Origin of the sequence: Bacillus sp. AY18-3, assembly GCF_008042305.1 — a bacterium.
GTDB lineage: Bacteria > Bacillota > Bacilli > Bacillales > Bacillaceae_G > Bacillus_A > Bacillus_A wiedmannii.
This window is the reverse complement of sequence record NZ_QKQR01000039.1, coordinates 37,271-59,098: the sequence shown is the minus strand read 5'-3', so window position 1 is coordinate 59,098 and position 21,828 is coordinate 37,271. Positions and strand designations below refer to the sequence as shown.

Genomic DNA, 21,828 nt, shown 5'->3' with positions numbered 1-21,828 from the left:
ATTTCCATACAACGGTATTGCTATTTATGTTGTGTAATAGCTTATTTGGGTATAAATATTTTAACGACTAATCCTGCCAAATTTATTTGGGAGGATTTTTTTATTCTCCCTTAATGAAAGGGATCGGTATTATGAAAGAACTATTAAAATTAAATGATGTTTATGTTGAAATAAAGGAAAATACTTTGTTAGAGAAAATGAATGTGACAGTAAAACAAGGGGATGTTATCGGATTAATTGGTAAAAACGGGGCTGGTAAATCAACATTACTTCAATTAATAAATGGGAAGATTGAACCGTCAAAAGGTACTGTTGAATGGCTTCAAATGAATATGACAACTGCATATGTTGAACAAGAAAAAGAATCTTTCGTTAGCAAGGATATGATTGCAAAAGAAGCAGAACTACTTGCGAAATGGGGCGTGCCAACGAATGATTTCCTTACTTTAAGTGGTGGTGAAAAGCTAAAAGTTCGATTAGCAAAAGGGTTTGCCCAAAATCCTAATGTCTTAATATTAGACGAACCGACAAATCATCTAGATGAGATGAGTACGGAATTTCTTATTAAACAAATAAAAAATATGAAAGGTACAGTTATCGTCGTATCACATGATCGATATTTTTTAGATGTTGTTGCGACTAGAATATGGTCAATTGAGGATAAGAAATTAATTGATCATAGCGGGAATTATACGAGTTATATGAATGCACGTGAACATAAAAGAATGACGCAACAGCGTGAATATGAAAAACAACAAAAGAAAATAGAACAAGTAGAAACACATATAAAAGAATTAAGTTCATGGTCACAAAAGGCACATGCGCAGTCTACAAAACAAGAAGGTGTTAAAGAATTTTATCGTGTAAAGGCGAAGCGAATGGACGCGCAAGTTAAATCGAAACGAAAACGTCTTGAAAAAGAGCTAGAGAAAACGAAAGTAGAACGTGTGAAAGAAGATTATTCAGTTGAATTTTCTATTCAAGCGAGTAAAAAAGTAGGAAAACGTTTCTTAGAAGTAAAACAATTGCGGAAAGAATTTAATAAACGAACATTATTTGAAAACGTTAATTTTACAATTCAGCACGGTGAGAAGGTTGCGATTATTGGACCGAATGGTAGTGGGAAAACAACGTTACTAAAGATGATTATGGGAACAGAAACTGCTGAAGGAGAAGTATGGATTTCACCATCAGCAAACATTGGTTATTTAACACAAGAAGTATTTGATTTACCACTTGATAAAACACCAGAAGATTTATTTTATAAAGAGTCATTTGAAGAAAGAGAGAAAGTTCAAAATTTAATGAAACATTTAGGTTTTCAAGCTTCTCAATGGAAAGAGCCGATTGAGTATATGAGTATGGGGGAACGAGTAAAATGTAAGCTTATGGCTTATATTTTAGATGAAAAAGATGTACTTATTTTAGATGAACCGACGAATCACCTTGATCTGCCATCACGTGAACAGCTTGAAAACACATTAGCTGAGTATAATGGAACACTTGTTATCGTTTCTCACGATCGATATTTTTGGGAGAAAACAACTACGGCAAAACTTGTGTTTGTAAACAATACGATACAAAAGCAGCTCGAAGAACCTACGAAAACAAGAGATGAAATTGAAGAGCTACGTTTAACGTTAGAAACAGAAAGACAAGAAGTATTAGGGAAATTAAGCTTTTTAACTCCTAAAGACAAAGAATATAAAGAACTAGATGAACGGTTTATGGAACTTACGAAGCAGATTAAGGCGCTTTAACGTAAGTAAGGGGGATTAGACATGGGAGAAGAGGGTTTGACTAAGCTATTTAAAATAGATTGTGGTGATATATACCTACAAGAGTTTACGGTCAAAGATGCAGAAAGTATTTATAAAATAGCAAATCAACCGGACATAGAAAAGTTTTTACCGGACTGGAAATCAACGAAAGAACAACGAGTTAATTGGGTTACAAATTATGAAATACCAGAAAATAAAGCATTTCTTCATGCAGTGAGAACTACGACTAACATAGATGATCACATATTAAGACTAGGAATATTTAAGAAAACGACAAATGAATTTGTTGGATGGTGCTGCACAAGTATGAAAGATGAGCTTCCTGCACCGAATAGAGAAATTATGTATGCTGTTTCAAGTGAATATCATAATAATGGATATGCAACGAAAGCAACTAAAGGACTGATTGACTATTTGTTTAAAAATACAAATGTGGATGTCCTTAACGCAATTGCATTAATAAACAACGCACCATCAAATAAGGTCATTGAAAAATGCAGATTTACTTATTTGGGTCAACAGATGATAGAAAATCAAATTTATAATCATTATGTATTGAGTAAATCCGAATGGATAAAAAATAGCGCTCTTTAAAAGGAGCGAAAATGTAATGAAATCATTAAAAAGCTTAGAGCTAAAGTTCTAAGCTTTTTTGCATTGTGTGCTTTTCACCGAAAACAGATGTATTAAGTTGTACATGCAAGAACCATTTTATAAACAACATATTTGAAAAGGGATTTGGAATATTTTGTCGAAAGTGTTTATTTGTGGAAAAGATAAATTTTCACTCTAATAATGTTGTAAATGAATTACCTTAAGCTTTAATAAAAGCATAAAGGGAACAAGGAGTTTGTATCTAAAATTAACGGTTAAGTGTTAGTGGATTACATTTTTTAAAAGTATGAAATAGTTTAAACAAGGGAGGAGAAAGCTTATTATACTTTGGTTTCGTGACTTACCACAAATAAGTATGGATTTGTCAGAATGGACTCCTTTTATACAAAATGATTGGCACCGAAAATATTATATGAAGTTTGTATATGTACTTCAAATCATTATTTTTCTAATACCGTATTATTTTGGAGCAAGTTTCACTCATATTAATATATTTTATCTTATCATTTTAGGTATTTTAGTCTTCATCATTCATGAATGTCTACACATTATTGTTATAAATAAAATGGGGGATATTAGCTTAACTTGTAGCGGAATATTTTTTTGGCTAAATACAAATGCAATCCTATCCAAAACGCGGTTTTGGATTTTTATGAGCTTACCTATAATTGTATTATCGGTCGTTCCGGCGATTATATTATTGTATGTATCGGGAAATATTAAATCAATCTTATTGTTTGTATGTTGGATAAATGCAATAATTTCCGCTTCAGATATATACAATTCATTTTTAATTGCGATTAAACCGAAGAACTCAATTTTTTGTAGAGGTTATTTTAAAGTGAAAGAGACTAAAAAAGGGTATCTCAAAAACATTTCAACTAAAGGTATTACTTGAAAGTATAACTTTGGGAAGGAAAAGACCGATAAAGCTATCGGTCTTTTCTCTTTTATATAATAAAGATATGATATACATTGTATTTCTTGCCACTATACAATTATTATAAGATAGTTATGCGTTAATATTAATTTGTAAAAAGTTTATTGTTAGTTTTTTCAGAAATCTTACGAGCGTGTAAGATAAATGAAAGATGAATCAATATGAGATAAAAGACAATTCATTTACACTCTATTGTGAGAAGTGCAAATGAAGGGAGAATAGAAATGGAAATTTTACATGCGAAAAATATTAGTAAAGTATATAAAGGGAAAATACCTTTTAAAGCATTAGTAGATATTGATTTATCGATTCAAGAAGGCGAATTTGTAGGGATTATGGGTCCATCTGGTAGCGGGAAAACTACATTATTAAATATGGTATCTACTATCGATTCTCCGTCCTCAGGAGAAATAGTAATAAACGGTACAAATCCTTTCCAGTTATCATCAGAAGATTTAGCTTTATTCCGTAGGAAACAATTAGGATTTGTTTTCCAATCATTTAATTTACTTAGCACGCTTACAGTGAAGGAAAATATCGTATTGCCGATGACATTAGATGGCGTTTCTGTGCAAGAAATGAACAAATGCGTACAAGAAATCGCAGAGAAATTAAATATTACAGATATATTGAATAAAAGAACGTTTGAAATATCAGGAGGCCAAGCTCAAAGAACAGCAATTGCTCGTGCAATTGTTCATAAGCCGCAATTATTACTCGCAGATGAACCAACAGGGAATTTAGATTCTAAATCTTCAAATGATGTAATGGAGATGTTAGATACTCTAAATAAGGAAGAAAAAGCTACGATGATGTTAGTGACTCATGATCCGTATGCAGCGAGTTTTTGCAGCCGAGTAATTTTTATTAAAGATGGTCAACTATATAACGAAATTTATCGTGGTGAAAGCAGGCAAGCATTTTATCAAAAGATTATGGATGTCCTTTCTTTGTTAGGAGGGAAAAGGCATGACTTTTCGTCAATTCGCATTTAATAATATTTTTCGTAATAAGCGTACATATGCTGCCCATTTTTTAAGTAGTGCATTTTCTATAATGATTTTCTTTACGTATGCTCTTTTATTATTCCATCCTGATTTACAGGGGGAGTTGAAATCGACAAGTAAAACAATAAGTACATTTGGTACATTAGGATTTGAAGTTTCTCAAGGTTTGATTTTTGTCTTTTCATTCTTCTTCATTCTATATTCAGTGAGTTCGTTTTTAAAAACGCGTAAGAAAGAATTTGGCATTTTAATGATGCAAGGTATGTCAATGAGACAGCTTAAGAAGTTATTGTTAATTGAAAATATGTTAATTGGACTTGGTTCAATTTGTATAGGGGTTCTTATTGGACTTATATTTTCTAAACTAGTTTTATTAATAAGTGCCAGTGTATTAATGATTAGTAACGGCTTACCTTTTTATATACCAGTAAAGGCGGTATTATTAACTGGCATCACGTTTCTATTCTTATTTTTAATTGTTTCGCTAGTTACTTTTAAAATGATAAAAGTAACAGAACTTGTGGAACTTATTCAAGCAGGGGAAAAGCCAAAGCCTGAACCGAAATCGTCAATTTTATTATCAATTTTTTCTTTATTTAGTATAGGATATGGCTATATTTTAGTATTTCGCTTTATCCCAAATTATAGTTTTATTACGCTCGGAATGGGTGTTCTCCTAGTAATTATAGGAACGTACTTTTTATATACACAGTGTAGCGTTTATATATTGCATCTTGTGAAAAGGAGTGAATCTTTCTTTTTAAAGAGAACCAATATATTAACATTTTCAGAATTAATATACCGTATGAAAGATAATGCAACAATGTTTTTTATAGTATCTATTATTTCAGCAGTTGCTTTTACAGCAATTGGCACGACAGCAGCTCTTGGAAACAAAGATTTGGTAAGGATGACAAACCCGTATACATTTCTGTATACAGCTCCTGATAAAAATAAAATAACGGATAAACATCTCTCGATTATAAAAAAACATCTTGCTGATTCTAATATTCCATATCGAATGGCTTCCACTTCAGATATTTATACAGAAAGTAATGTAAATGTAATGAAGTTAAGTGAATATAACGAACTTGCGAGAGCACTCGGGTACCAACAAGAAACGATTGAAAAAGAAGATGAAATGTTATTAATCCCTGGAGTCGTATCACAAAAACAAGAGTTTAAAAATGGTGATTATAAAAAGAATATTGAAGTCATTCAAGGCGATTGGACAAAGACATTTCATGTGAAAAAAACTGTAGATAATTTAGTTTTGCCACACGATACGGAAGGGATTAATATTGCGATTCAAGATCATGTGTATGATGAAATTCCGCTTAATAGTAATCTAGATTTTGAAAATATTATCCAATATCGAACTTATGGATTTGTTGTAGATGATTGGATAAAAACGAAAGAGATTTCAAACCAATTAAGTGACATATTCGATCAAGATCCTAGAGACATACATTTTGAATTTAGAGCACTAACTATAGAGTTGTTAAGTGCAAAACAAACGAATGGGTTATTACTTATGGCAAGTGTTTTAGTTGGAATCGTCTTCTTTACTTTCGCTGCTAGTTTTATTTATTTCCGGTTATATACTGATTTGGACCGCGATCAGCAGCAATATAAGATGATTTCGAAAATGGGATTAAGTAAACGAGAGTTGAAAAAAGTTGTAACAAGACAATTAGTATTAATGTTCTTCTTACCGATTATCGTTGCAGTGATTCATACTGTGGTCGCTTATATGGCATTACAACAATTAGTCGATTTTTCTATTATGAATAGCTCTATCATAATTTTAATTTCATTTATATGTATACAAGTTTTATATTTCTTTATAACTCGTTGGCGTTACTTACAAAAGCTTTATAAAACTATGGAACAGTAGAGAATATCAGCAAGTAAGATTGTAGAAAAGCATGTAAAAAAACAATTTGAGTTATGAAAGGAACTGTGATGAAAAAACCACTCTCTATTTTCATATTAAGTATATTAATTTTAATAAGTTTAAGTGCATGCTCTAAAAATGAAAACAGATTTCCAGCTAACGGCGTATTAATCATTGGAGATGAGAATCATACTTCAACAATTATGAATCGTTATAAGGAAAATACGAAAGAACATGAAGTTTTTTCGGTGAAAACAGGTAGATTTGACCAAAAAAGGGTTTTGATATTAAATGAATCTACTGCAAAAGCGATGATTAAAGCAAAAATTTTTCGTAAAAGAGATCATTCATCTCATTCTAAACCTTTAGATACGTTACCGAGTTTTCCAAAAGAAAGTTCACTATTATTTATAAATGAAGAAGAAAAGAATATAAAAAGTATTGAAATAGAAGGAAAAGTGATACCAGTTACATATGATAGTGATGCTTGGCTTGGTAATAATCGAAATTATGGAACACTATGGTATGTAATTGTGGCGAGCAATAGTGTATATAAAGAAATACAGGCAAATGAAACAAAAATGCAACTTCTTCATCTGAAAGAATCTTTAGGTGACGAAAAACCTAAAATGTCGACAGATAATACATTGACTAATGAATATGTAAAAGTAAGAAAGTTAATTAAAGATTTTGAGGAAGAAGTATCAGTTCAATTTGTCACGATTGGAGAAAAATCATAAAAAAGAGTTCAAGGTTGATAGGAATTTTATCAGCCCTGAACTCTTTTTAATTTTAGACCATTTAGATAACATAGTTTACATTACTTCATTTAATCGCGTCTCGCTCGGTTCTTCAATCGCATTTGAATTTTGAATTGAATTATTTTGAGATTCTTTTTCCTTACGAGACCTTTGTAGCATTTCAAGTATGATCCATAAAGGAACACCTTTATCTTTTAACATCTTCCATAGATCTAATTCGTTAAATTTATGCTCAGGTTGTTTCATTTCTTTTTCAGATGAACGAATATCAAATTTGATGGGATCATTTGATTTTTTATCTTCAAGTTTAGTAGAAGAGATAGTATTATGCTCAAGATTAGATGGAGTTATTTTAGTAGGTTGAGATAACGTATGAATATTTAATCCGATTTGCATGCCTTTTCCTCCTCCTTAAGTAATAAAATTAGTTTTCTTATAATTATTAAAGCTATTTAATATAAGGAACCTATATTTAATTATAAATTTAAATAATTAGATTTACAAGTTATATTGTAAAAAGTAATTCCTCACTTAAATTAATATTTATCAACATTTGTGTATGTTTTCTCTATATACAATGTATATAAAATACTTTACATTATGTTTAAGTTAAGAACTCATTTTTAATAGGGAAATGTAAACGTTTTATTAGGGGGGAGGAAGCATGGGGAAATTATTTTTAAAAATATTTTTATTCGCAATAGGGACTGTGTTTTTATTCGCAGCAAAAATAACTTACGCTGAAGAGAAACAACAAAATAATTATCCTATCATATTAGTGAATGGATTTGCTGGGTGGGGTAGAGAGGAAATGTTAGGGGTTAAATATTGGGGTGGTGTTCATGATATACAAGAAGATTTAAAAAGAAGTGGCTATACAGTACATACTGCTGCTGTTGGACCAGTTTCTAGTAACTGGGATCGTGCATGTGAATTATATGCGCAAATTAATGGAGGTACAGTAGACTACGGTGCCGCACATGCTGAGAAACATGGACATAATCGTTTTGGTAGAACTTATAGTGGTTTTGCACCGAATTGGAGTGAAACAAATAAAGTTCATTTAGTTGGGCATAGCATGGGCGGACAAACAATTAGAACATTAGTACAGCTATTAAAAGAAGGTAGTTTTGAAGAAAAAAATCATGTGAAAAATCATCCGAACACGAATATATCACCACTATTTGAGGGCAAGAAATCATATGTTCATAGTGTGACAACATTAGCAACTCCTCACAATGGCACGACACTTGCGGATGGTAGTCTTCTACTACCGTTCGTTAAAGATTTACTCATTACAGCTGCAAGTTTTGGAGGGAATAATAATTTATCGTTATATGATTTTAAATTGGATCAATGGGGTATAAAAAAGAATACTGGAGAGTCTTTTTTTCAATATACTGATCGTATTGTAAATAGTTCACTTTGGGAAGATACAAAAGATATAAGTCAATGGGATTTAAGTACAGATGGTGCAAAGGAGCTTAATAATTGGGTAAAAACGCAATCAGATGTGTATTACTTATCATATAGTGGTCATGCATCACAAGCGGCACCTATAACAGGTTTACATCTACCTCATATAACGATGAATAAGGTGTTAATGGGTAATGCGTTTTTCTTAGGTTCCTATGCAAGATATGAAGAAAATCGACCATTAATTGATACTTCTTGGTGGCAAAATGACGGTGTAGTAAATACAAATTCTATGGTCGCGCCCTCATCTAATGCTATTGTAAATAGTAATGAGCATTTACAGATTGGGAAATGGAATCATATTGAAACAAAAGCAAATTGGGACCATCTCGATATGGTAGGACTTAGTGTTTCAGATACGTTAGGTTTTTCTAGCATTCAAGAGTTTTATAGAACAATTGCAGAAAAATTATCAAGATTACCGAAATAGGTAATAATAAAGCGCTCTCGATGGAATTCGAGGGCGCTTTATATTATATTGAAAGAGGGATATGGTAGAAAAATATGGGGGGATATTATGAAAGTTCAAGTTGTATTATCTGGATATGGGACAGTAGGAAGAGAGTTTATAAAATTATTAAATGAAAAATATTTATATATAAATGAATCATATGGAATAGATTTAGTGGTAAGCGCTGTATTAGGTAGAAATGTTGCAATACATAATGAGGATGGATTATCTATTCATCACTTATTAATGTATGGTGGCGGTAGCGCTGCAATTGAAGAATACATTGAACATCATCCAGAGGAACGAGCAACAACTAGCATAAGTGGAACTGTATTAGTAGAATCAACAGTTACAAACCTTAAAGATGGAAATCCAGGAAAACAATATATAAAACAAGCGATTGAGAACCATATGGATATTGTAGCAATTTCAAAAGGCGCACTCGTTACAAACTGGAGAGAACTAAATGAAGCAGCAAAAATCGCAAATGTACGAATTCGATATAGTGGTGCAACTGCGGCGGCATTACCGACACTTGATATTGGTCAATTTAGTTTAGCTGGTTGCCATATTGAAAAAATAGAAGGAATATTAAACGGGACTACAAATTATATCCTTTCGAAAATGAATGAGGAAGATATTACGTTTGAAGAAGCACTGAAAGAAGCACAAAGTAAAGGAATTGCTGAAACGAACCCCATATTAGATGTAAGTGGTTCTGATAGTGCGTGTAAATTGTTACTTTTGACAAACAGTTTAATGGGAACAGAAAATACGCTTACTGATATACATATAAAAGGAATCGAACATGTTACAAAAAAACAAATTCGAAATGCTAAAGAACAAAATAAATATATTAAATTAATAGCTTCAGCATATAAGGATAAGGATGGTAAAGTGGCTCTTCATGTGGAACCGTACGAAATAGATAAAGATCATCCGCTAGCAAAAGTAAATGGAACAGAAAAAGGAATTACGTTCTTTACAGATACGATGGGGCAAGTTACTACAATTGGTGGTGCTTCCAATCCACGCGGAGCCGCAGCAGCAGCTTTAAAAGATGTAATTAACTTATACCGCAAAGATTTATCCCTTAGTAATAGGCAGTAAAATGCCTGTTACTAAGGGATAATAATCAGTGGGTGATAATCAGCCCCATTGATTAAAGTTCCACTTTATAAGACCGTACCGCCCTTTATAAAAAATACATATGTAGTGGACCTTTTGAGAATGAAATAAATATGCAAAAATGATTGCAGGGGGTAAGGAATTGTTTAAAGATTTTAAAGTTGTGAAAGATCGTCCCGTTTATATTCAATTGAAAGATTATTTAAAAAAGATGATTATGAAAGGTCATTTGCTCGGGGATCAAAAAATCCCTTCAACTAGGGAACTAAGTGAATTACTAAGTGTGAGCAGAAATACTGTACTCGCTGCTTATGCAGATTTAGAGCAAGAAGGACTCATTTATGCAGTTAAAGGGAAAGGGAATTTTGTAGCGAAGGTTGATATATCGAACACTTCGTCTGTTGAAATAGATTGGAAACATAAACTTAATACAGTTACCTTATTAGCGGATGAATTAGATTTAATGAAACATGGTGTTCGCTGGGAAAAAGGAATGATTGTTTTTAATAGCATTGCTCCGGACGAAAAGCTATTTGATGTGGAAAATTTCAAAAGAGCTTTTCTTACTCGTATGTCCATTGAAGGGGATGTCGTATTAAACTACGGATACGCAAAAGGTTATAGACCTTTAATGAATTATCTACTTCATTATATGGAAATGAAAGGTGTAGATATTTCGAACAAAGATATTTTAATTACAAATGGATTTACAGAAGGATTAGACATCGTGCTATCCTCGTTATCGAAGAAATCAGGGCGGGTTATTTGTGAGAATCCAACTCACCATGCTGCATTGAAGCTTTTCCGTTTACATGGACTTGAAGTTCACGGAATTAATATGAATGAAGATGGCATCGATACGAACGAAGTAGAAAAAAGTTTGCGTGAAAAAGAGTTTGATTTCGCATATTTAATTCCTTCCTATCATAATCCAACCGGTATTGTTACGAGTTCGGAGAAAAGAACGGAACTGATGAGATTATTCTCCAAATATAAGGTTCCTATTATAGAAGATGGATTTAATGAAGAGCTACGTTATTCAGGTTCACACTTAGCACCATTATTAACTTTTGCTGGCGCTGGTAATAATGTAATTTATATTAGTAGCTTTTCAAAGGTACTTTTCCCTGGTTTACGTGTAGGCTGGATCATCGCCGATAAAGAACTGATTCATCATTTAGAAAGTGTAAAAAGAGCAAGAACGATTCACACATCTACGTTAGATCAAGCTGTTCTATTTCAATATTTACATGAAGGATATTTTGAAAAATATTTAAAAAAGGCAAGATCAGTTTATAAGAAGAAATATGAATTAGCTGTTGGGGCGTGTAACGAGTACATTCCGTTTCAAAGAATGACCGGTGATGGTGGACTTCATTTATTTATAGAGTTAGAAGAAAAAATTCATGCCCGCACACTTTTACAAAAGTGTTATGAGCAAGGGGTTACATTTTCTCCTGGAGATGTTTTTTATTCTGATGGAGGAGGAGCGACTACTTTTCGATTAGGATTTTCACGTCTGAAAGAAGAAGAAATAGTTCGTGGAATCAAAATAATCGGTGATACAATAAAAAATGAAATTTGGAGTTGAGGAAATGAGAATTGGCGTTATTATGGGGGGAGTATCCTCTGAAAAACAAGTATCAATTATGACTGGAAATGAAATGATTGCAAATTTAGATAAAAATAAATATGAAATCGTACCAATTACGTTAAATGAAAAAATGGATTTAATCGAAAAAGCGAAAGACATTGATTTTGCGCTGCTTGCATTACACGGAAAATATGGAGAAGATGGGACGGTTCAAGGCACGCTTGAAAGTTTAGGTATTCCATATAGCGGGAGCAATATGTTATCTAGCGGTATATGTATGGACAAAAATATTTCGAAAAAGATTTTACGCTATGAAGGTATAGAAACACCCGATTGGATTGAACTTACAAAAATGGCGGATCTAAATCTTGATGAATTAGAGAAGTTAGGATTTCCGTTAGTGGTAAAACCAAACTCTGGTGGATCAAGTGTTGGGGTAAAGATTGTATATGATAAAGATGAATTAATTTCAATGCTGGAAACTGTGTTTGAATGGGATTCTGAAGTAGTAATAGAGAAGTATATAAAAGGTGATGAGATTACATGTTCAATTTTTGATGGAAAACAGTTACCTATTATTTCAATCCGACATGCAGCTGAGTTCTTTGATTACAATGCAAAATATGATGATGTTAGTACAATTGAAGAAGTTATCGAACTTCCAGGAGAATTGAAGGAACGTGTAAACAAAGCGTCACTGGCTTGTTATAAAGCATTGAAATGCAGCGTTTATGCAAGGGTGGATATGATGGTAAGGGACGGAATTCCATATGTAATGGAGGTTAATACATTACCGGGGATGACACAAGCAAGTTTACTACCGAAAAGTGCAGATGCAGCTGGTATTCATTATAGTAAACTATTAGATATGATTATTGAAACTTCATTAAAAGCAAGAAAAGAAGAAGGATTTTAAGAAGCGCTATCATGAATACTTTTGACAGTAACATGAAGTATGTTATGATGAATACAATACGAAAATTAAATATTTATCCACTAGGGGGGCCTATTATAGGCTGAGATCAAATGAGAATTTGAGACTCTTAGTACCTGATCTGGTTAATACTAGCGTAGGGAAGTGGGAAGACATTACTATTTTATGAATAAATACTGTCAATTTCACTTTCTTTACGTTTGTAAAGAAAGTTTTTTTATTTTACAGATTTAATAACTGTGGGTAAATACTTAAATTTTATACTTTATTGGAGGGATTTAAATGACATTTTCACAATCATTACGTCAAGAAGTAGATTCAATTTGGGAAGCTAGTTTTCATCACCCTTTTGTAAAACAACTTGGTGAAGGAACGTTAGATTTAGCTAGTTTTCGCTATTACGTACTTCAAGATTCATATTATTTGAGTCACTTCGCTAGAGTACAAACTTTAGGAGCTGCAAAGGCTCTAGAATTAGAAACGACAGCTCGTATGGCACATCATGCTCAAAATACATACGAGGCGGAATTATCTTTACATGAGAACTTTGCGAAGAAACTAGGGATAACACAAGAAGAGAAAGATAATTTTATCCCTGCTCCAACTGCATACGCTTATACTTCACATATGTATCGTGCTGCGTATGAAGGACATTTAGGCGATATCATTGCAGCAATTTTACCTTGCTATTGGTTGTATTATGAAATTGGTGAGCGTTTAAAAGAGTGTCAGCCAGAAGAGCCAATTTATAATGAATGGATTTCTGCTTACGGATCTGATTGGTTCCGTACATTAGTTGAAGAGCAAATTACACGATTAGATACTATCGCTGAAAAAGTGACAGAGTCTGACCGTAAGCGAATGAAACAGCATTTTATTATTAGCAGTCAATATGAATATTCATTTTGGGAAATGGCTTATACATTAGAAAGGTGGCCAGTGAGTACAGAAGTAGAAGATGTCATTGGATAATGAGTAGGGGTATTGCTATACATAGGTATGGATAATACTTATGTATATGATTTCACAAAAGAAGTATCGCAAAAAGACGCATCAATCTAAGTGCGTCTTTTTTCAATTTATAAAAATGAGCCTATGGGAAAAATAACCTAAAAATAGGTATATGAACAAGGTGCATTATCTAGTGATAGGTCATATTTTGTAGGGGTACGTATTGAACTTAGTTTATCCCGCGTTAACGGACAGTAAAACTCCCACCTCAAAATTCAGTTGGAGCAAAGAAGTTAGGCGGGAGATCAACTGTCCGTTAACGTCCGATTGGTGAGGGCTAATAATCAGTGGGGGATGAACAAAACCCCCACTGATTAAAGTTTCACTTTATAGCGCTATTTCTACTTAGATTTAACGAACAGAAATATAGGAAAGCATTGAAAAGATTGAAGTTTATAAACGGAGGTCATGAAAATGAATAAGTTTCAACAAGAACTACAAGCGTTAAGCCTTAATGATTACCAATCTGGAAATATTGTGTATTGGGACCAACAAAACCAATATCCATATTATTATATTGAAGATGCTGCTCGTCGCTGTGGCGGTTGTGGTCGTTGTGGAGGTTGTGGAGGTCGCTGTGGTGGATTTCGTTGTGGCGGATTCCGTTGTATTGGTTGCTTCGGTTGTTTTGGTTGTGGAGGTTGTGGCGGCTGTGGTGGCTGTGGCGGCTGTGGTAGTTGTTCTAATTGTTTTAGTGGTTTTAGTGGTTTTAATGGTACTACTGATACAACTGGTACTATTGTAACATATGAATATTGATAAGAAAAACAGGAATCCATTAGTGAAGCATTATATAATTTTTATTAAAGAATTTAATTAAAACACATGTAGTATTCAAGTGAAAGAATGATATTTAGATTTTTAGTTGTAAATCAAGATAAGATATTTAAAGCAATGACTAGACTTAAAACCTAATCATTGCTTTTTTATATTTTTACCATCAAATAAGGAATCTGTTGCTCCTAGTTAGTGGGTAGCGAAAGAAATTATTACAACTATGTAAGGTTAATGTAATGTTAATCGATAGTAAATGAAGATACTTGAGTGTATTTTAAATAAGATTTAAAAGTACTGTTTATTGTTAAAATATTGGGGTAAGTAAAATTCTATTAGGAAGTGTATTAAAATGATTGAAATAAAATCTATTATCCATTCGTACAAACTAAAGAGAAAAATAGCAAGGGATTTATACGGAAACAGAGATGAATTGACATTGTTATTAAATGAATTTAATAACATGAAACACACAGTAACATGTGAAAAAAAGAAAAATAATATATTATCTCGTTTACAATTAATTTATCAACATATGAAATTAGATAAACGGTATCCTCTTCCAATTACTTTTAATAGTAAATTATTGAATCGATTAGAAAAAGAATCTCTTCATTCTATTGAGGAAGGTATAGCATGTCTACAAGTAATGTTAGATATGAATTATGAGAAAATAAAACAATATGGATCGAGTACAAGTAGGTCATTTGTTCCATTATCGCAGTCTTCCATTTGTCTTGCTGATTGTGTTTGTATAACTGGATTTGTATTAGGATTACTAGGTGCAATTACCTTTGGAGGGTTTATGTTATCTGTATGTTCAATTACATAAAGGTTGATGTTTGCAAGAAGGGCACTGACTTAAGGTGTTCTTTTTTATTTGTATTGTAAAATTATTGTAGAGGTTAAATACATTACATCATTCCTATCGCAACAAAGGAGTTCAGCCCCTAACGGTGCGTGTCAAGGGGCTGAAATTTGAGAACTCTTCTTTAATTGATAAATATGATCATCAATCTATCGCATCATACTAGGTTAATTGAATATAAAACTTAATATTTACACGTATTGATATATGTAGGGATGTGAACAAAGCTGAATGGATTATTGCGATTCTAGAGATTGTAAAGCCATACATGGATGAAAAAGATTTTGAGCAAGTAATGTTTAAAACTGTAGTTCTTATGCAAGAGGAAATGGATATAAAATAAAATTGTTATTTCATTGTAAGTAAAAGAGCACACATATAAGTATGCTCTTCGATAAGAAAGGTAGATCTCTATGAGCGGAGAGACTACATACAATATCGTATGTTTGTTTCTTTTAAATGTGAAGAAAAAATCAACAAAAGGTCAACGTAAAGTCAATGAAAATTCAACAAAAATACTATTTGGTAAGTACATGTAAAAAAGAGCGCCTTGTAAAGGCACACTTTGTAAAGTTTTTTTCTACTGTCGTGTTTTTTTTATAGAGTTGAAAGCTATTATCCCACTTATAAAACTAGGCAGTAGGCTCCAAAAGAAGAACCCCTATCGACCAGTTACTAGGGTGACAGTTAAGAAAAGGAGTGGTACTAAAATAATCATTATAAAAGATATTCTTTGATATGGATTTATATAAAAACGCCCCTTTATAGATATATAGTAGTGTATTTATATTTACAATTCAGTAGCTTTGAAAGTTCATTATTTTTAGTAAAGATTTCACTTGGTCACAAATAAAAGAGCAGCTAGCAAAAGCTAACTGCTTTTATAAGAAAATCGGAGAAAGCTAACCATGTGTCTAAAGTATTGACGGAATTTTGAGTTTTATTCAGGAGAGAGAAAGAAATGACATATTTAGAGCAAATAAATAAGCTTTCTTCACAATTACCTTTAGTAGTTCTTCAAGATATTCATAATCATGTAAGAGATTGGTTGGCAAGTGGTGGAGAAGAAAATGATTCGTATATTGGTCAGAAATTACGATTTGCAGAAAATTATCTAAAGGCGAGAGGGACAGAATGAAATGCAAACATAAGTGGATTGACATGGAAGATGGAACAAATGACAAGTTCTGTGTGAAATGTAGCCAAAAGGTGAAACAAATGCAAATTGCATTACCTATAAGTATTTCTATTAGCGTTAGTGCAGCTTTACCAATGGCGAGGGAGAAAATGACTATAAACTCATATGGGAGTTTACAAGAATTTTATAAAGATGAAGGAGTTTAATAAAGAAAGAGGATTCGGAATTCAACCCTTGGGAAATGCAACAAAATAGTTATTTTAATAAAAGAAACCCCGATTGTTTGCGGGGCTTCTAAGGGTAATCGTCAAGTAATGAGGTAATCGACTAATTAACCATATCATGAGTTTTTTTGTAAATGTGTCCGAATAGATAAGGTCATCATTTTGAACAAAAACGCTATTTTATAAAAAAAGAGAAGCGCTTAATCAAGACGCTCCTCTTAATGCCAATATACAATAACTATTCCATTATAATGTATAAGCGTAAAATATTTAACAATTAGCTATGTGGTAAAAATTTCATTTTGTATTAGTTTAAAACTAAAAAAGAGCACCATATAAGTGCTCTTTTCAAGAGTGAGTATAAATACCAATCATCCTATAATAGTATATGCACCGCATTATGTAGTTGCTACTAAAATTAACTTCATTTTTTAAAATTAGAGGTTTCTTTTAATGAAACCTCTAAAAAGATAACTAAATTTACGTTATTGTAAATTCGATTGCGATAGGAGTTCCTCCATCTAGGACAGCTCCTCCTACAATAGTAGCAGCTGTAGTAGTCACACCAGTAATAGTATCCCCTGTTTGAATAACGCCATTAATATAAAGTGTTAAAAAAGCATAAGAAGCAGGGAATGTTGTTACAGCACCAGTGTCATCAGTGAAGTCTGTGTTAGCAAAAGTTAAATCTGCTCCAGCGACAGTCCCTGTTGCTGCTGTACTTACAAATCGTCTTCCAGCTATAAAGGGCTTAACGATAGGCATTTATGTTCACCTCTTTTTTGAGAATAAACTCAGACAAGTTTTTTGAAAGTCTTGTCCTGTATTTTATTCTATGTTGTGCTTCTTTTAAAAGATACGGCTTGTATACTAGTAAAAAATTATAATTATTATGTGTTTAATAGATGCTGTATAAATTTAAACAAAATAATTCGTTTATAAGTGAGTAGATCGAACGGAGGGGAACCGTATCGTATGAATCAATTGTCATTTTTTAAAGACATCGATGAAAAGGAGATGCATAGACTTGTGGTGAAGGAGCTGAAAAACTACAAAGCATTGTGCGTCCGGATGAAAAATCAAGAAGAACAGGCTCGAGCGGGGGGGGGGGCATCGTTCTTTTTCCTAAAATGAAAGGTGACGAAAAGAATCATGAGATACGTGTTAAACAAATTGAACGGACGTTGTAACATCTCTTGATGAAGAGGAACGTAGGATAATTGAAATGAAGTACTTAGGGAATCGAAAGGTTAAAGATTCGTTTGTGTACAACGAATTAATGATAAAGCGTGATCCGTTTTATCAGAAGGAAAAAAGTGATATTCAGTTGATAGCTACAGCTGTGGGGATTATATAAACTTAGTTTTGAGGTATCGGAAATGGGATTCTAATATTTTATAATGTTGTATAGATTGGTTAAGATGAGGTTGTTCCGCTTTACATGTTATATTATTTCCCTGCCCTGCCAATTGGTAGGGTTTTTTAATTCTATTAAAAATAATAATAGCTCGTCCAAACCTTTTAAATCTATCTTACATAGTATGTAGTAATAAATTTAAAAGGGGGAAACTAGTATGTCTTATTCCTACTATGATCATTGTAAGGATAACAAAAAGAAATATCATGATTGTCATAAAAGTAGTAAGAGTTATGACAAATGTGATAAAAAACATGATGAAAAGCCTTGGGTTAATGTAAAAGTGAATTGTTGTTCTGATGATAACCAATACAATCTTGTAAGAGCATCTGCTTTTAGAGCTGTGAGCACAGTTAATCAGAATGTGCCAGCAAATACTTTTGTAAAAGTCTTATTCCAAAATGAACAATTTGATTTAGCAAATGAATATAACCCTGCAACATCCATTTTTATACCAAAGACAAGAGGTGTTTATTCTGTTATTGGAACAATTGCATTCATTCCCAATAATCTAAACGCAAACTATAGAGCGCGGGTAGAAATTCGAGTTAATGGAAATCCGGCAATTGCAATAGATAATGATTTTTTTGGTCCAATAAACTTTGCTAATGTTGTTGCCGTTTCATCAATAATTCAATTGAATGCTGGGGATGTAGTCGAGGTTTTTGCACAAAGTAGCGTAGCTGGAGTAATCTCTACTGTAGAAAATAGTACGCATTTTGAAGCTGCAAGATTTCCGTCTCCAACAGAATAAGTGATATGAAATCCATCAGTAATTTTATCTAAGTAAAGTCCCTAATTTATATTTGACCTGCATAAATGCAGGTCTTTTTTTCGATAAAAAGGGGGATGAAAAAAGGGACGTTTCCGGGGATTTCTCAAAACAGAATCAATATTACTCTATATATACAGTTCTTTGAAAGAAGAATAGTGTGGGGGATATAGCGTAGCCCCTTTATCAAAACGTTACCGGAGAACGAGCAAGGGCGGTAAGAATCCGCAAGAAGGACGAAAATACCAATTGAATTTATATATTCAGCCACGATGTGTGAGTGTTGTGGCTTTTGTGTTTCTTATTGAGCCTGGTGTATTTGCTGGGGTGATTGGTGACATAAACGTTTGATATACAGGTGCTCTCTTTTTATTGAACAAAATGGGGGAGGGTTGTTATAAATGATAGGGCTTAATCCACTCCATGAATGGTGGAAGATGAGTAGTTACACAAAATGGTATCACTACTTCTGGTTGATGCCATTAATTGCAGTGTTTCTCGGAATAGCTTGGGTAGTTTTAACAATCGTTGATTCTGTTTTATTTAAGAAATAGGAATGATGCCGAATGATAAGACCAAAATCAATTATCGTAGACGCTGCCATGATCTGGTTGGCGTCTTGTTTGTTGTTAAGGAAAGATAAGGGGTGAGGTAGACTTGCAAATTGAAATATTATTAGTGTAAAACAAAAAACATAGGCTAGTAAACAAGCTGTTTTCAACTTTTATTCATAGAATATGATGAATTCTATTTTTAGAGGAGGGAATCATATCTATGGGATGCAACAATAATTTTGGACATTCTCGAGATTGTAATAGATTTTGGGATGATTTAGTATTTTGTGGATGCGGTCGTAGACGCAGAAGAAACGATTTTAACGACTGTCATTGTAGACGTGACTGCGATTGTGATGAGTGTCGTCGCAGACGTAATCATGACCGTGATCGTGATGATCGTCGAGATTGGTAAAGCTTTTTAAAAGAGTGCATATCTTTATAGCACTCTTTTTTATTACGATTTTTAATACTTAATAATTTGAAAGGCGCAGTTGAAATTGATCAGTTAATTAAATATAACCTCATCGATTACGCGCTAGACACAAGAAACGAAGAACTGTTCCGTAAGTTGATTGCGAATTAAGGGGGAGAAGAAGCCATGAAAAACACTGGTATCGTAAGAAAAATAGATGAACTTGGTCGTGTAGTGATTCCAAAAGAATTACGTAGAACATTAGGGCTGCATGAAGGTACGGAATTAGAAATCCATGTAGACGGTAAAAACGTTGTTCTTGCAAAGCATGAGAAGGTTTGTGTAGTAACCGGTGAAGCATCCGATGCAAACATTGAGCTGTTCGATGGACAAGTCGTTGTCAGTCAGAAAGGGGCTAAGTTACTGATTGATTCCATCTTTCGTGAAGGTGAGAAACGGGGGTGGTTGGGTTGAGCTATCTCCTTTACAAATTCAAACTCACCACCATTTTCGAACATTGGCCAAACGAAGAATTTGTAGTAGCGGAAATGGAAAGTAAAGCAAGGTTCCTGTACTGGCAGAAGTTTAGAACAAAGTTTCTAACGATGCCGATGGTTGAATTCATGAAGTTTGTAAAGTGCGAGAACGAAGGTGTTTTTGATATCAAGCGCATGTACAGTGCGGAAAAAGCTTTCAAGAAAATGCAGAATTACCGCAATCTTCATTTTGCTTACATGGGTATGCGAGTAACGTAGCTGGCATGTGGGGTATGATCGTTGGGAACTGGAAAACTCATTTCTTCGTTTTGTTCGATGGAGAAATTGAAAAGCACAACTGTCATCCTTTTCGGGAAATTGCTTACTACGATGATGAGGGTAACGTCGTTCGAAATTATCAAAAAGGAGAGTATGTAGTACAAGAAAAAAGGACTAGCAGTCGTACCTGCTGTCCTTTATAGGAGAAAAATTATTCTGGATTAGAACTACGAATAACCAGAAAACGCGCTTTAAAACAGTGTTGTCAAAGATGTGAAAATCTATGCAACAAAAAAGCATAGTCGGAATTCAAAACACCAAATGGCTTGTATTGGTAACAGGCTCAAAAGTAGTATATGTAAAATGAAAAATCTCATACAAAAAGCAGACAACAAATTTGGTTGTCTGCCAGTGAGTCGAATGGATTAGCTAATTGTAATAAATTGCATTCCCATTACGAGAAGAGTGAAGCTGCTAGTTCAAACAGCTTGTTGGTATTATTTTCGATATTAAAAAAAATATACAGGAAAAGCAGATAAGTTAAGAACCTACCTGCTTCTGCTGTAACAAAAGAAAGAAGTATTAGCCGTGGATACGGCGGCTTGAAAATAGTATGTATTTTTATTGAAAAAATATTCAAGGGGTGAAGATACTTGGAATGTTTGATAAACGGTGTCTATGAAATTACTGAGTTAATCAGTAAAGCAAAAGAGAAAAACAATGAGTAAATATAACAATAAAAAGGTAAGACTAGACGGCCATGTATTTGATAGTAAAGCAGAAGCGGATTATTACTCCGGGTTAAAAATACGTCAAGCTGCAGGTGAAATTACAAGCTTTGAATTGCAATGAAAAATTAAGTAACTTTAAAAAATGAGATATGTATCGGAGTCTTTTCATGTACAAAAGAATAAGAGATTTCTTCTGAACATTTAAAAGGAATCTCTTATTCGTAATCGGTAAATTAGGTTTTAGAAAAACGAAAAGATTTTGTATGAAAAATAAATAAAAGAATCCGTTCGTTACAAACGGATTCTTCCCACAAGGTCTGCAAGAAATTCAAGGTAACTGGACCAGAGCAACCTGTGAAATTCCTTTTGATAATACTGTATGCAAATGAATCAAAATGGTTAATGGAAACTAAACAAAATCTTATTTTAAAGCTAAAGAATGCCTTGTAGAGCGCTCCTTATAGCTAATTATGAATGTTTATGTTCAATCTTAGATTTCTTGCTTGGAGGAATAAAATGCTCTTGAACAAAGTTTTGATAGACAATACTGCCAATAATTACAATATAAAACACCGTACAAAAGAA

At 33.0% G+C, this 21,828-nt stretch carries 25 protein-coding genes, 2 pseudogenes and 1 riboswitch; of the genes and pseudogenes, 25 read left to right on the top strand and 2 right to left on the bottom strand.

What is annotated here, in order from left to right:
- The first annotated feature begins 131 nt into the window (after positions 1–131).
- The 6 genes from abc-f (at position 132) to DM800_RS27210 (ending at position 6,980) form a co-directional block, all read left to right on the top strand.
- Positions 132–1,760 carry a ribosomal protection-like ABC-F family protein gene (gene abc-f, locus DM800_RS27235; protein ID WP_147788026.1) on the top strand — a complete coding sequence of 543 codons (1,629 nt, stop codon included), beginning with the start codon at positions 132–134 and terminating at the stop codon, positions 1,758–1,760.
- 21 nt (positions 1,761–1,781) lie between these two features.
- Positions 1,782–2,375 carry a GNAT family N-acetyltransferase gene (locus DM800_RS27230; protein ID WP_147788025.1) on the top strand — a complete coding sequence of 198 codons (594 nt, stop codon included), beginning with the start codon at positions 1,782–1,784 and terminating at the stop codon, positions 2,373–2,375.
- Positions 2,376–2,751: 376 nt separating this feature from the next.
- Positions 2,752–3,294 (top strand): DUF3267 domain-containing protein, encoded by a 543-nt coding sequence (locus DM800_RS27225; protein ID WP_147788024.1) that lies wholly within the window; start codon positions 2,752–2,754, stop codon positions 3,292–3,294.
- Positions 3,295–3,560: 266 nt separating this feature from the next.
- Positions 3,561–4,331, top strand: coding sequence for an ABC transporter ATP-binding protein (locus DM800_RS27220; protein WP_088063561.1), 771 nt, complete (start codon positions 3,561–3,563; stop codon positions 4,329–4,331).
- On the top strand, positions 4,306–6,240 hold the full coding sequence (locus tag DM800_RS27215) for an ABC transporter permease (protein WP_147788023.1): 1,935 nt from the start codon (positions 4,306–4,308) through the stop codon (positions 6,238–6,240). Before DM800_RS27220 ends, DM800_RS27215 begins: the two co-directional genes overlap by 26 nt.
- Positions 6,241–6,308: 68 nt before the next feature.
- Positions 6,309–6,980, top strand: coding sequence for a lipoprotein BA_5634 family protein (locus tag DM800_RS27210; protein WP_142291748.1), 672 nt, complete (start codon positions 6,309–6,311; stop codon positions 6,978–6,980).
- 75 nt (positions 6,981–7,055) lie between these two features.
- Here DM800_RS27210 and DM800_RS27205 read toward each other — a convergent pair whose 3' ends face one another.
- A complete protein-coding gene (locus DM800_RS27205; RefSeq protein ID WP_098147139.1) occupies positions 7,056–7,397 on the bottom strand; it encodes a DUF3914 domain-containing protein in 342 nt (113 codons plus the stop codon).
- 268 nt (positions 7,398–7,665) lie between these two features.
- On the opposite strand from DM800_RS27205, the gene DM800_RS27200 reads away from it, so the two are divergent.
- The 10 genes from DM800_RS27200 (at position 7,666) to DM800_RS27165 (ending at position 16,581) form a co-directional block, all read left to right on the top strand.
- Positions 7,666–8,907: an esterase/lipase family protein gene (locus tag DM800_RS27200; protein WP_147788022.1), complete on the top strand. Its 1,242-nt coding sequence runs from the start codon at positions 7,666–7,668 to the stop codon at positions 8,905–8,907.
- A gap of 87 nt (positions 8,908–8,994) precedes the next feature.
- Positions 8,995–10,038, top strand: a complete 1,044-nt coding sequence (locus tag DM800_RS27195) for a homoserine dehydrogenase (RefSeq protein ID WP_097856942.1) — start codon at positions 8,995–8,997, stop codon at positions 10,036–10,038.
- 160 nt (positions 10,039–10,198) lie between these two features.
- Positions 10,199–11,647, top strand: coding sequence for a MocR-like pyridoxine biosynthesis transcription factor PdxR (pdxR, locus tag DM800_RS27190; protein ID WP_088060315.1), 1,449 nt, complete (start codon positions 10,199–10,201; stop codon positions 11,645–11,647).
- A 4-nt stretch (positions 11,648–11,651) separates the two neighbouring features.
- Positions 11,652–12,566 (top strand): D-alanine--D-alanine ligase, encoded by a 915-nt coding sequence (gene ddlB, locus DM800_RS27185; RefSeq protein WP_147788021.1) that lies wholly within the window; start codon positions 11,652–11,654, stop codon positions 12,564–12,566.
- A gap of 72 nt (positions 12,567–12,638) precedes the next feature.
- Positions 12,639–12,744, top strand: a riboswitch (TPP riboswitch).
- Between the two features lie 122 nt (positions 12,745–12,866).
- The gene (gene tenA / locus DM800_RS27180) at positions 12,867–13,556 is read left to right on the top strand and encodes a thiaminase II (protein ID WP_147788020.1); all 690 of its coding nucleotides are present in this window, start codon (positions 12,867–12,869) and stop codon (positions 13,554–13,556) included.
- A gap of 453 nt (positions 13,557–14,009) precedes the next feature.
- On the top strand, positions 14,010–14,354 hold the full coding sequence (locus DM800_RS27175; RefSeq protein WP_147788019.1) for a heterocycloanthracin/sonorensin family bacteriocin: 345 nt from the start codon (positions 14,010–14,012) through the stop codon (positions 14,352–14,354).
- A gap of 367 nt (positions 14,355–14,721) precedes the next feature.
- The gene (locus DM800_RS27170) at positions 14,722–15,201 is read left to right on the top strand and encodes a homoserine dehydrogenase (protein ID WP_147788018.1); all 480 of its coding nucleotides are present in this window, start codon (positions 14,722–14,724) and stop codon (positions 15,199–15,201) included.
- Between the two features lie 253 nt (positions 15,202–15,454).
- Positions 15,455–15,580 carry a hypothetical protein gene (locus DM800_RS29785; protein ID WP_255447083.1) on the top strand — a complete coding sequence of 42 codons (126 nt, stop codon included), beginning with the start codon at positions 15,455–15,457 and terminating at the stop codon, positions 15,578–15,580.
- A 618-nt stretch (positions 15,581–16,198) separates the two neighbouring features.
- Complete coding sequence (locus DM800_RS29410) at positions 16,199–16,375, top strand: DUF6877 family protein (protein WP_170958655.1); 177 nt, start codon at positions 16,199–16,201, stop codon at positions 16,373–16,375.
- Positions 16,372–16,581, top strand: coding sequence for a hypothetical protein (locus tag DM800_RS27165; RefSeq protein WP_052760572.1), 210 nt, complete (start codon positions 16,372–16,374; stop codon positions 16,579–16,581). The genes DM800_RS29410 and DM800_RS27165 overlap by 4 nt, the downstream gene beginning before the upstream one ends.
- Before the next feature lie 498 nt (positions 16,582–17,079).
- On the opposite strand, the gene DM800_RS27160 is transcribed toward DM800_RS27165, so the two are convergent.
- Complete coding sequence (locus tag DM800_RS27160; protein ID WP_001123250.1) at positions 17,080–17,364, bottom strand: DUF4183 domain-containing protein; 285 nt, start codon at positions 17,362–17,364, stop codon at positions 17,080–17,082.
- 210 nt (positions 17,365–17,574) lie between these two features.
- Here DM800_RS27160 and DM800_RS29405 point away from each other — a divergent pair, with 210 nt between their 5' ends.
- The 9 genes and pseudogenes from DM800_RS29405 to DM800_RS27130 all read left to right on the top strand — a co-directional run.
- On the top strand, positions 17,575–17,733 hold the full coding sequence (locus DM800_RS29405; RefSeq protein ID WP_176546303.1) for a hypothetical protein: 159 nt from the start codon (positions 17,575–17,577) through the stop codon (positions 17,731–17,733).
- A gap of 91 nt (positions 17,734–17,824) precedes the next feature.
- Complete coding sequence (locus DM800_RS29780) at positions 17,825–17,956, top strand: hypothetical protein (protein WP_255258669.1); 132 nt, start codon at positions 17,825–17,827, stop codon at positions 17,954–17,956.
- Between the two features lie 217 nt (positions 17,957–18,173).
- Complete coding sequence (locus DM800_RS27155) at positions 18,174–18,770, top strand: ABC transporter permease (protein WP_147788017.1); 597 nt, start codon at positions 18,174–18,176, stop codon at positions 18,768–18,770.
- Between the two features lie 419 nt (positions 18,771–19,189).
- Entirely contained in the window at positions 19,190–19,342 is a 153-nt protein-coding gene (locus DM800_RS29400; RefSeq protein ID WP_157349655.1) for a hypothetical protein, read from the top strand.
- Positions 19,343–19,562: 220 nt separating this feature from the next.
- Entirely contained in the window at positions 19,563–19,757 is a 195-nt protein-coding gene (locus DM800_RS27150) for a hypothetical protein (RefSeq protein WP_080000129.1), read from the top strand.
- Positions 19,758–19,838: 81 nt separating this feature from the next.
- Positions 19,839–19,928, top strand: a pseudogene (locus DM800_RS27145) (IDEAL domain-containing protein); the annotation flags it as partial.
- 15 nt (positions 19,929–19,943) lie between these two features.
- Positions 19,944–20,231, top strand: a complete 288-nt coding sequence (locus DM800_RS27140; RefSeq protein ID WP_060488507.1) for an AbrB/MazE/SpoVT family DNA-binding domain-containing protein — start codon at positions 19,944–19,946, stop codon at positions 20,229–20,231.
- Positions 20,228–20,512: a hypothetical protein gene (locus tag DM800_RS29395; protein ID WP_179955713.1), complete on the top strand. Its 285-nt coding sequence runs from the start codon at positions 20,228–20,230 to the stop codon at positions 20,510–20,512. Before DM800_RS27140 ends, DM800_RS29395 begins: the two co-directional genes overlap by 4 nt.
- A gap of 720 nt (positions 20,513–21,232) precedes the next feature.
- Positions 21,233–21,361, top strand: a pseudogene (locus DM800_RS27130) (DUF1064 domain-containing protein); the annotation flags it as partial.
- Between the last annotated feature and the right edge of the window lie 467 nt (positions 21,362–21,828).

Excerpts from the sequence above, each read along its gene's own strand:
- abc-f (WP_147788026.1), top strand. The coding sequence starts at position 132 with ATGAAAGAACTATTAAAATTAAATGATGTTTATGTTGAAATAAAGGAA.
- DM800_RS27230 (WP_147788025.1), top strand. The coding sequence starts at position 1,782 with ATGGGAGAAGAGGGTTTGACTAAGCTATTTAAAATAGATTGTGGTGAT.
- DM800_RS27225 (WP_147788024.1), top strand. The coding sequence starts at position 2,752 with ATGGATTTGTCAGAATGGACTCCTTTTATACAAAATGATTGGCACCGA.
- DM800_RS27220 (WP_088063561.1), top strand. The coding sequence starts at position 3,561 with ATGGAAATTTTACATGCGAAAAATATTAGTAAAGTATATAAAGGGAAA.
- DM800_RS27215 (WP_147788023.1), top strand. The coding sequence starts at position 4,306 with ATGACTTTTCGTCAATTCGCATTTAATAATATTTTTCGTAATAAGCGT.
- DM800_RS27210 (WP_142291748.1), top strand. The coding sequence starts at position 6,309 with ATGAAAAAACCACTCTCTATTTTCATATTAAGTATATTAATTTTAATA.
- DM800_RS27205 (WP_098147139.1), bottom strand. The coding sequence starts at position 7,397 with ATGCAAATCGGATTAAATATTCATACGTTATCTCAACCTACTAAAATA.
- DM800_RS27200 (WP_147788022.1), top strand. The coding sequence starts at position 7,666 with ATGGGGAAATTATTTTTAAAAATATTTTTATTCGCAATAGGGACTGTG.
- DM800_RS27195 (WP_097856942.1), top strand. The coding sequence starts at position 8,995 with ATGAAAGTTCAAGTTGTATTATCTGGATATGGGACAGTAGGAAGAGAG.
- ddlB (WP_147788021.1), top strand. The coding sequence starts at position 11,652 with ATGAGAATTGGCGTTATTATGGGGGGAGTATCCTCTGAAAAACAAGTA.
- tenA (WP_147788020.1), top strand. The coding sequence starts at position 12,867 with ATGACATTTTCACAATCATTACGTCAAGAAGTAGATTCAATTTGGGAA.
- DM800_RS27175 (WP_147788019.1), top strand. The coding sequence starts at position 14,010 with ATGAATAAGTTTCAACAAGAACTACAAGCGTTAAGCCTTAATGATTAC.
- DM800_RS27170 (WP_147788018.1), top strand. The coding sequence starts at position 14,722 with ATGATTGAAATAAAATCTATTATCCATTCGTACAAACTAAAGAGAAAA.
- DM800_RS29410 (WP_170958655.1), top strand. The coding sequence starts at position 16,199 with ATGACATATTTAGAGCAAATAAATAAGCTTTCTTCACAATTACCTTTA.
- DM800_RS27165 (WP_052760572.1), top strand. The coding sequence starts at position 16,372 with ATGAAATGCAAACATAAGTGGATTGACATGGAAGATGGAACAAATGAC.
- DM800_RS27160 (WP_001123250.1), bottom strand. The coding sequence starts at position 17,364 with ATGCCTATCGTTAAGCCCTTTATAGCTGGAAGACGATTTGTAAGTACA.
- DM800_RS29405 (WP_176546303.1), top strand. The coding sequence starts at position 17,575 with ATGAATCAATTGTCATTTTTTAAAGACATCGATGAAAAGGAGATGCAT.
- DM800_RS29780 (WP_255258669.1), top strand. The coding sequence starts at position 17,825 with ATGAAGTACTTAGGGAATCGAAAGGTTAAAGATTCGTTTGTGTACAAC.
- DM800_RS27155 (WP_147788017.1), top strand. The coding sequence starts at position 18,174 with ATGTCTTATTCCTACTATGATCATTGTAAGGATAACAAAAAGAAATAT.
- DM800_RS29400 (WP_157349655.1), top strand. The coding sequence starts at position 19,190 with ATGATAGGGCTTAATCCACTCCATGAATGGTGGAAGATGAGTAGTTAC.
- DM800_RS27150 (WP_080000129.1), top strand. The coding sequence starts at position 19,563 with ATGGGATGCAACAATAATTTTGGACATTCTCGAGATTGTAATAGATTT.
- DM800_RS27140 (WP_060488507.1), top strand. The coding sequence starts at position 19,944 with ATGAAAAACACTGGTATCGTAAGAAAAATAGATGAACTTGGTCGTGTA.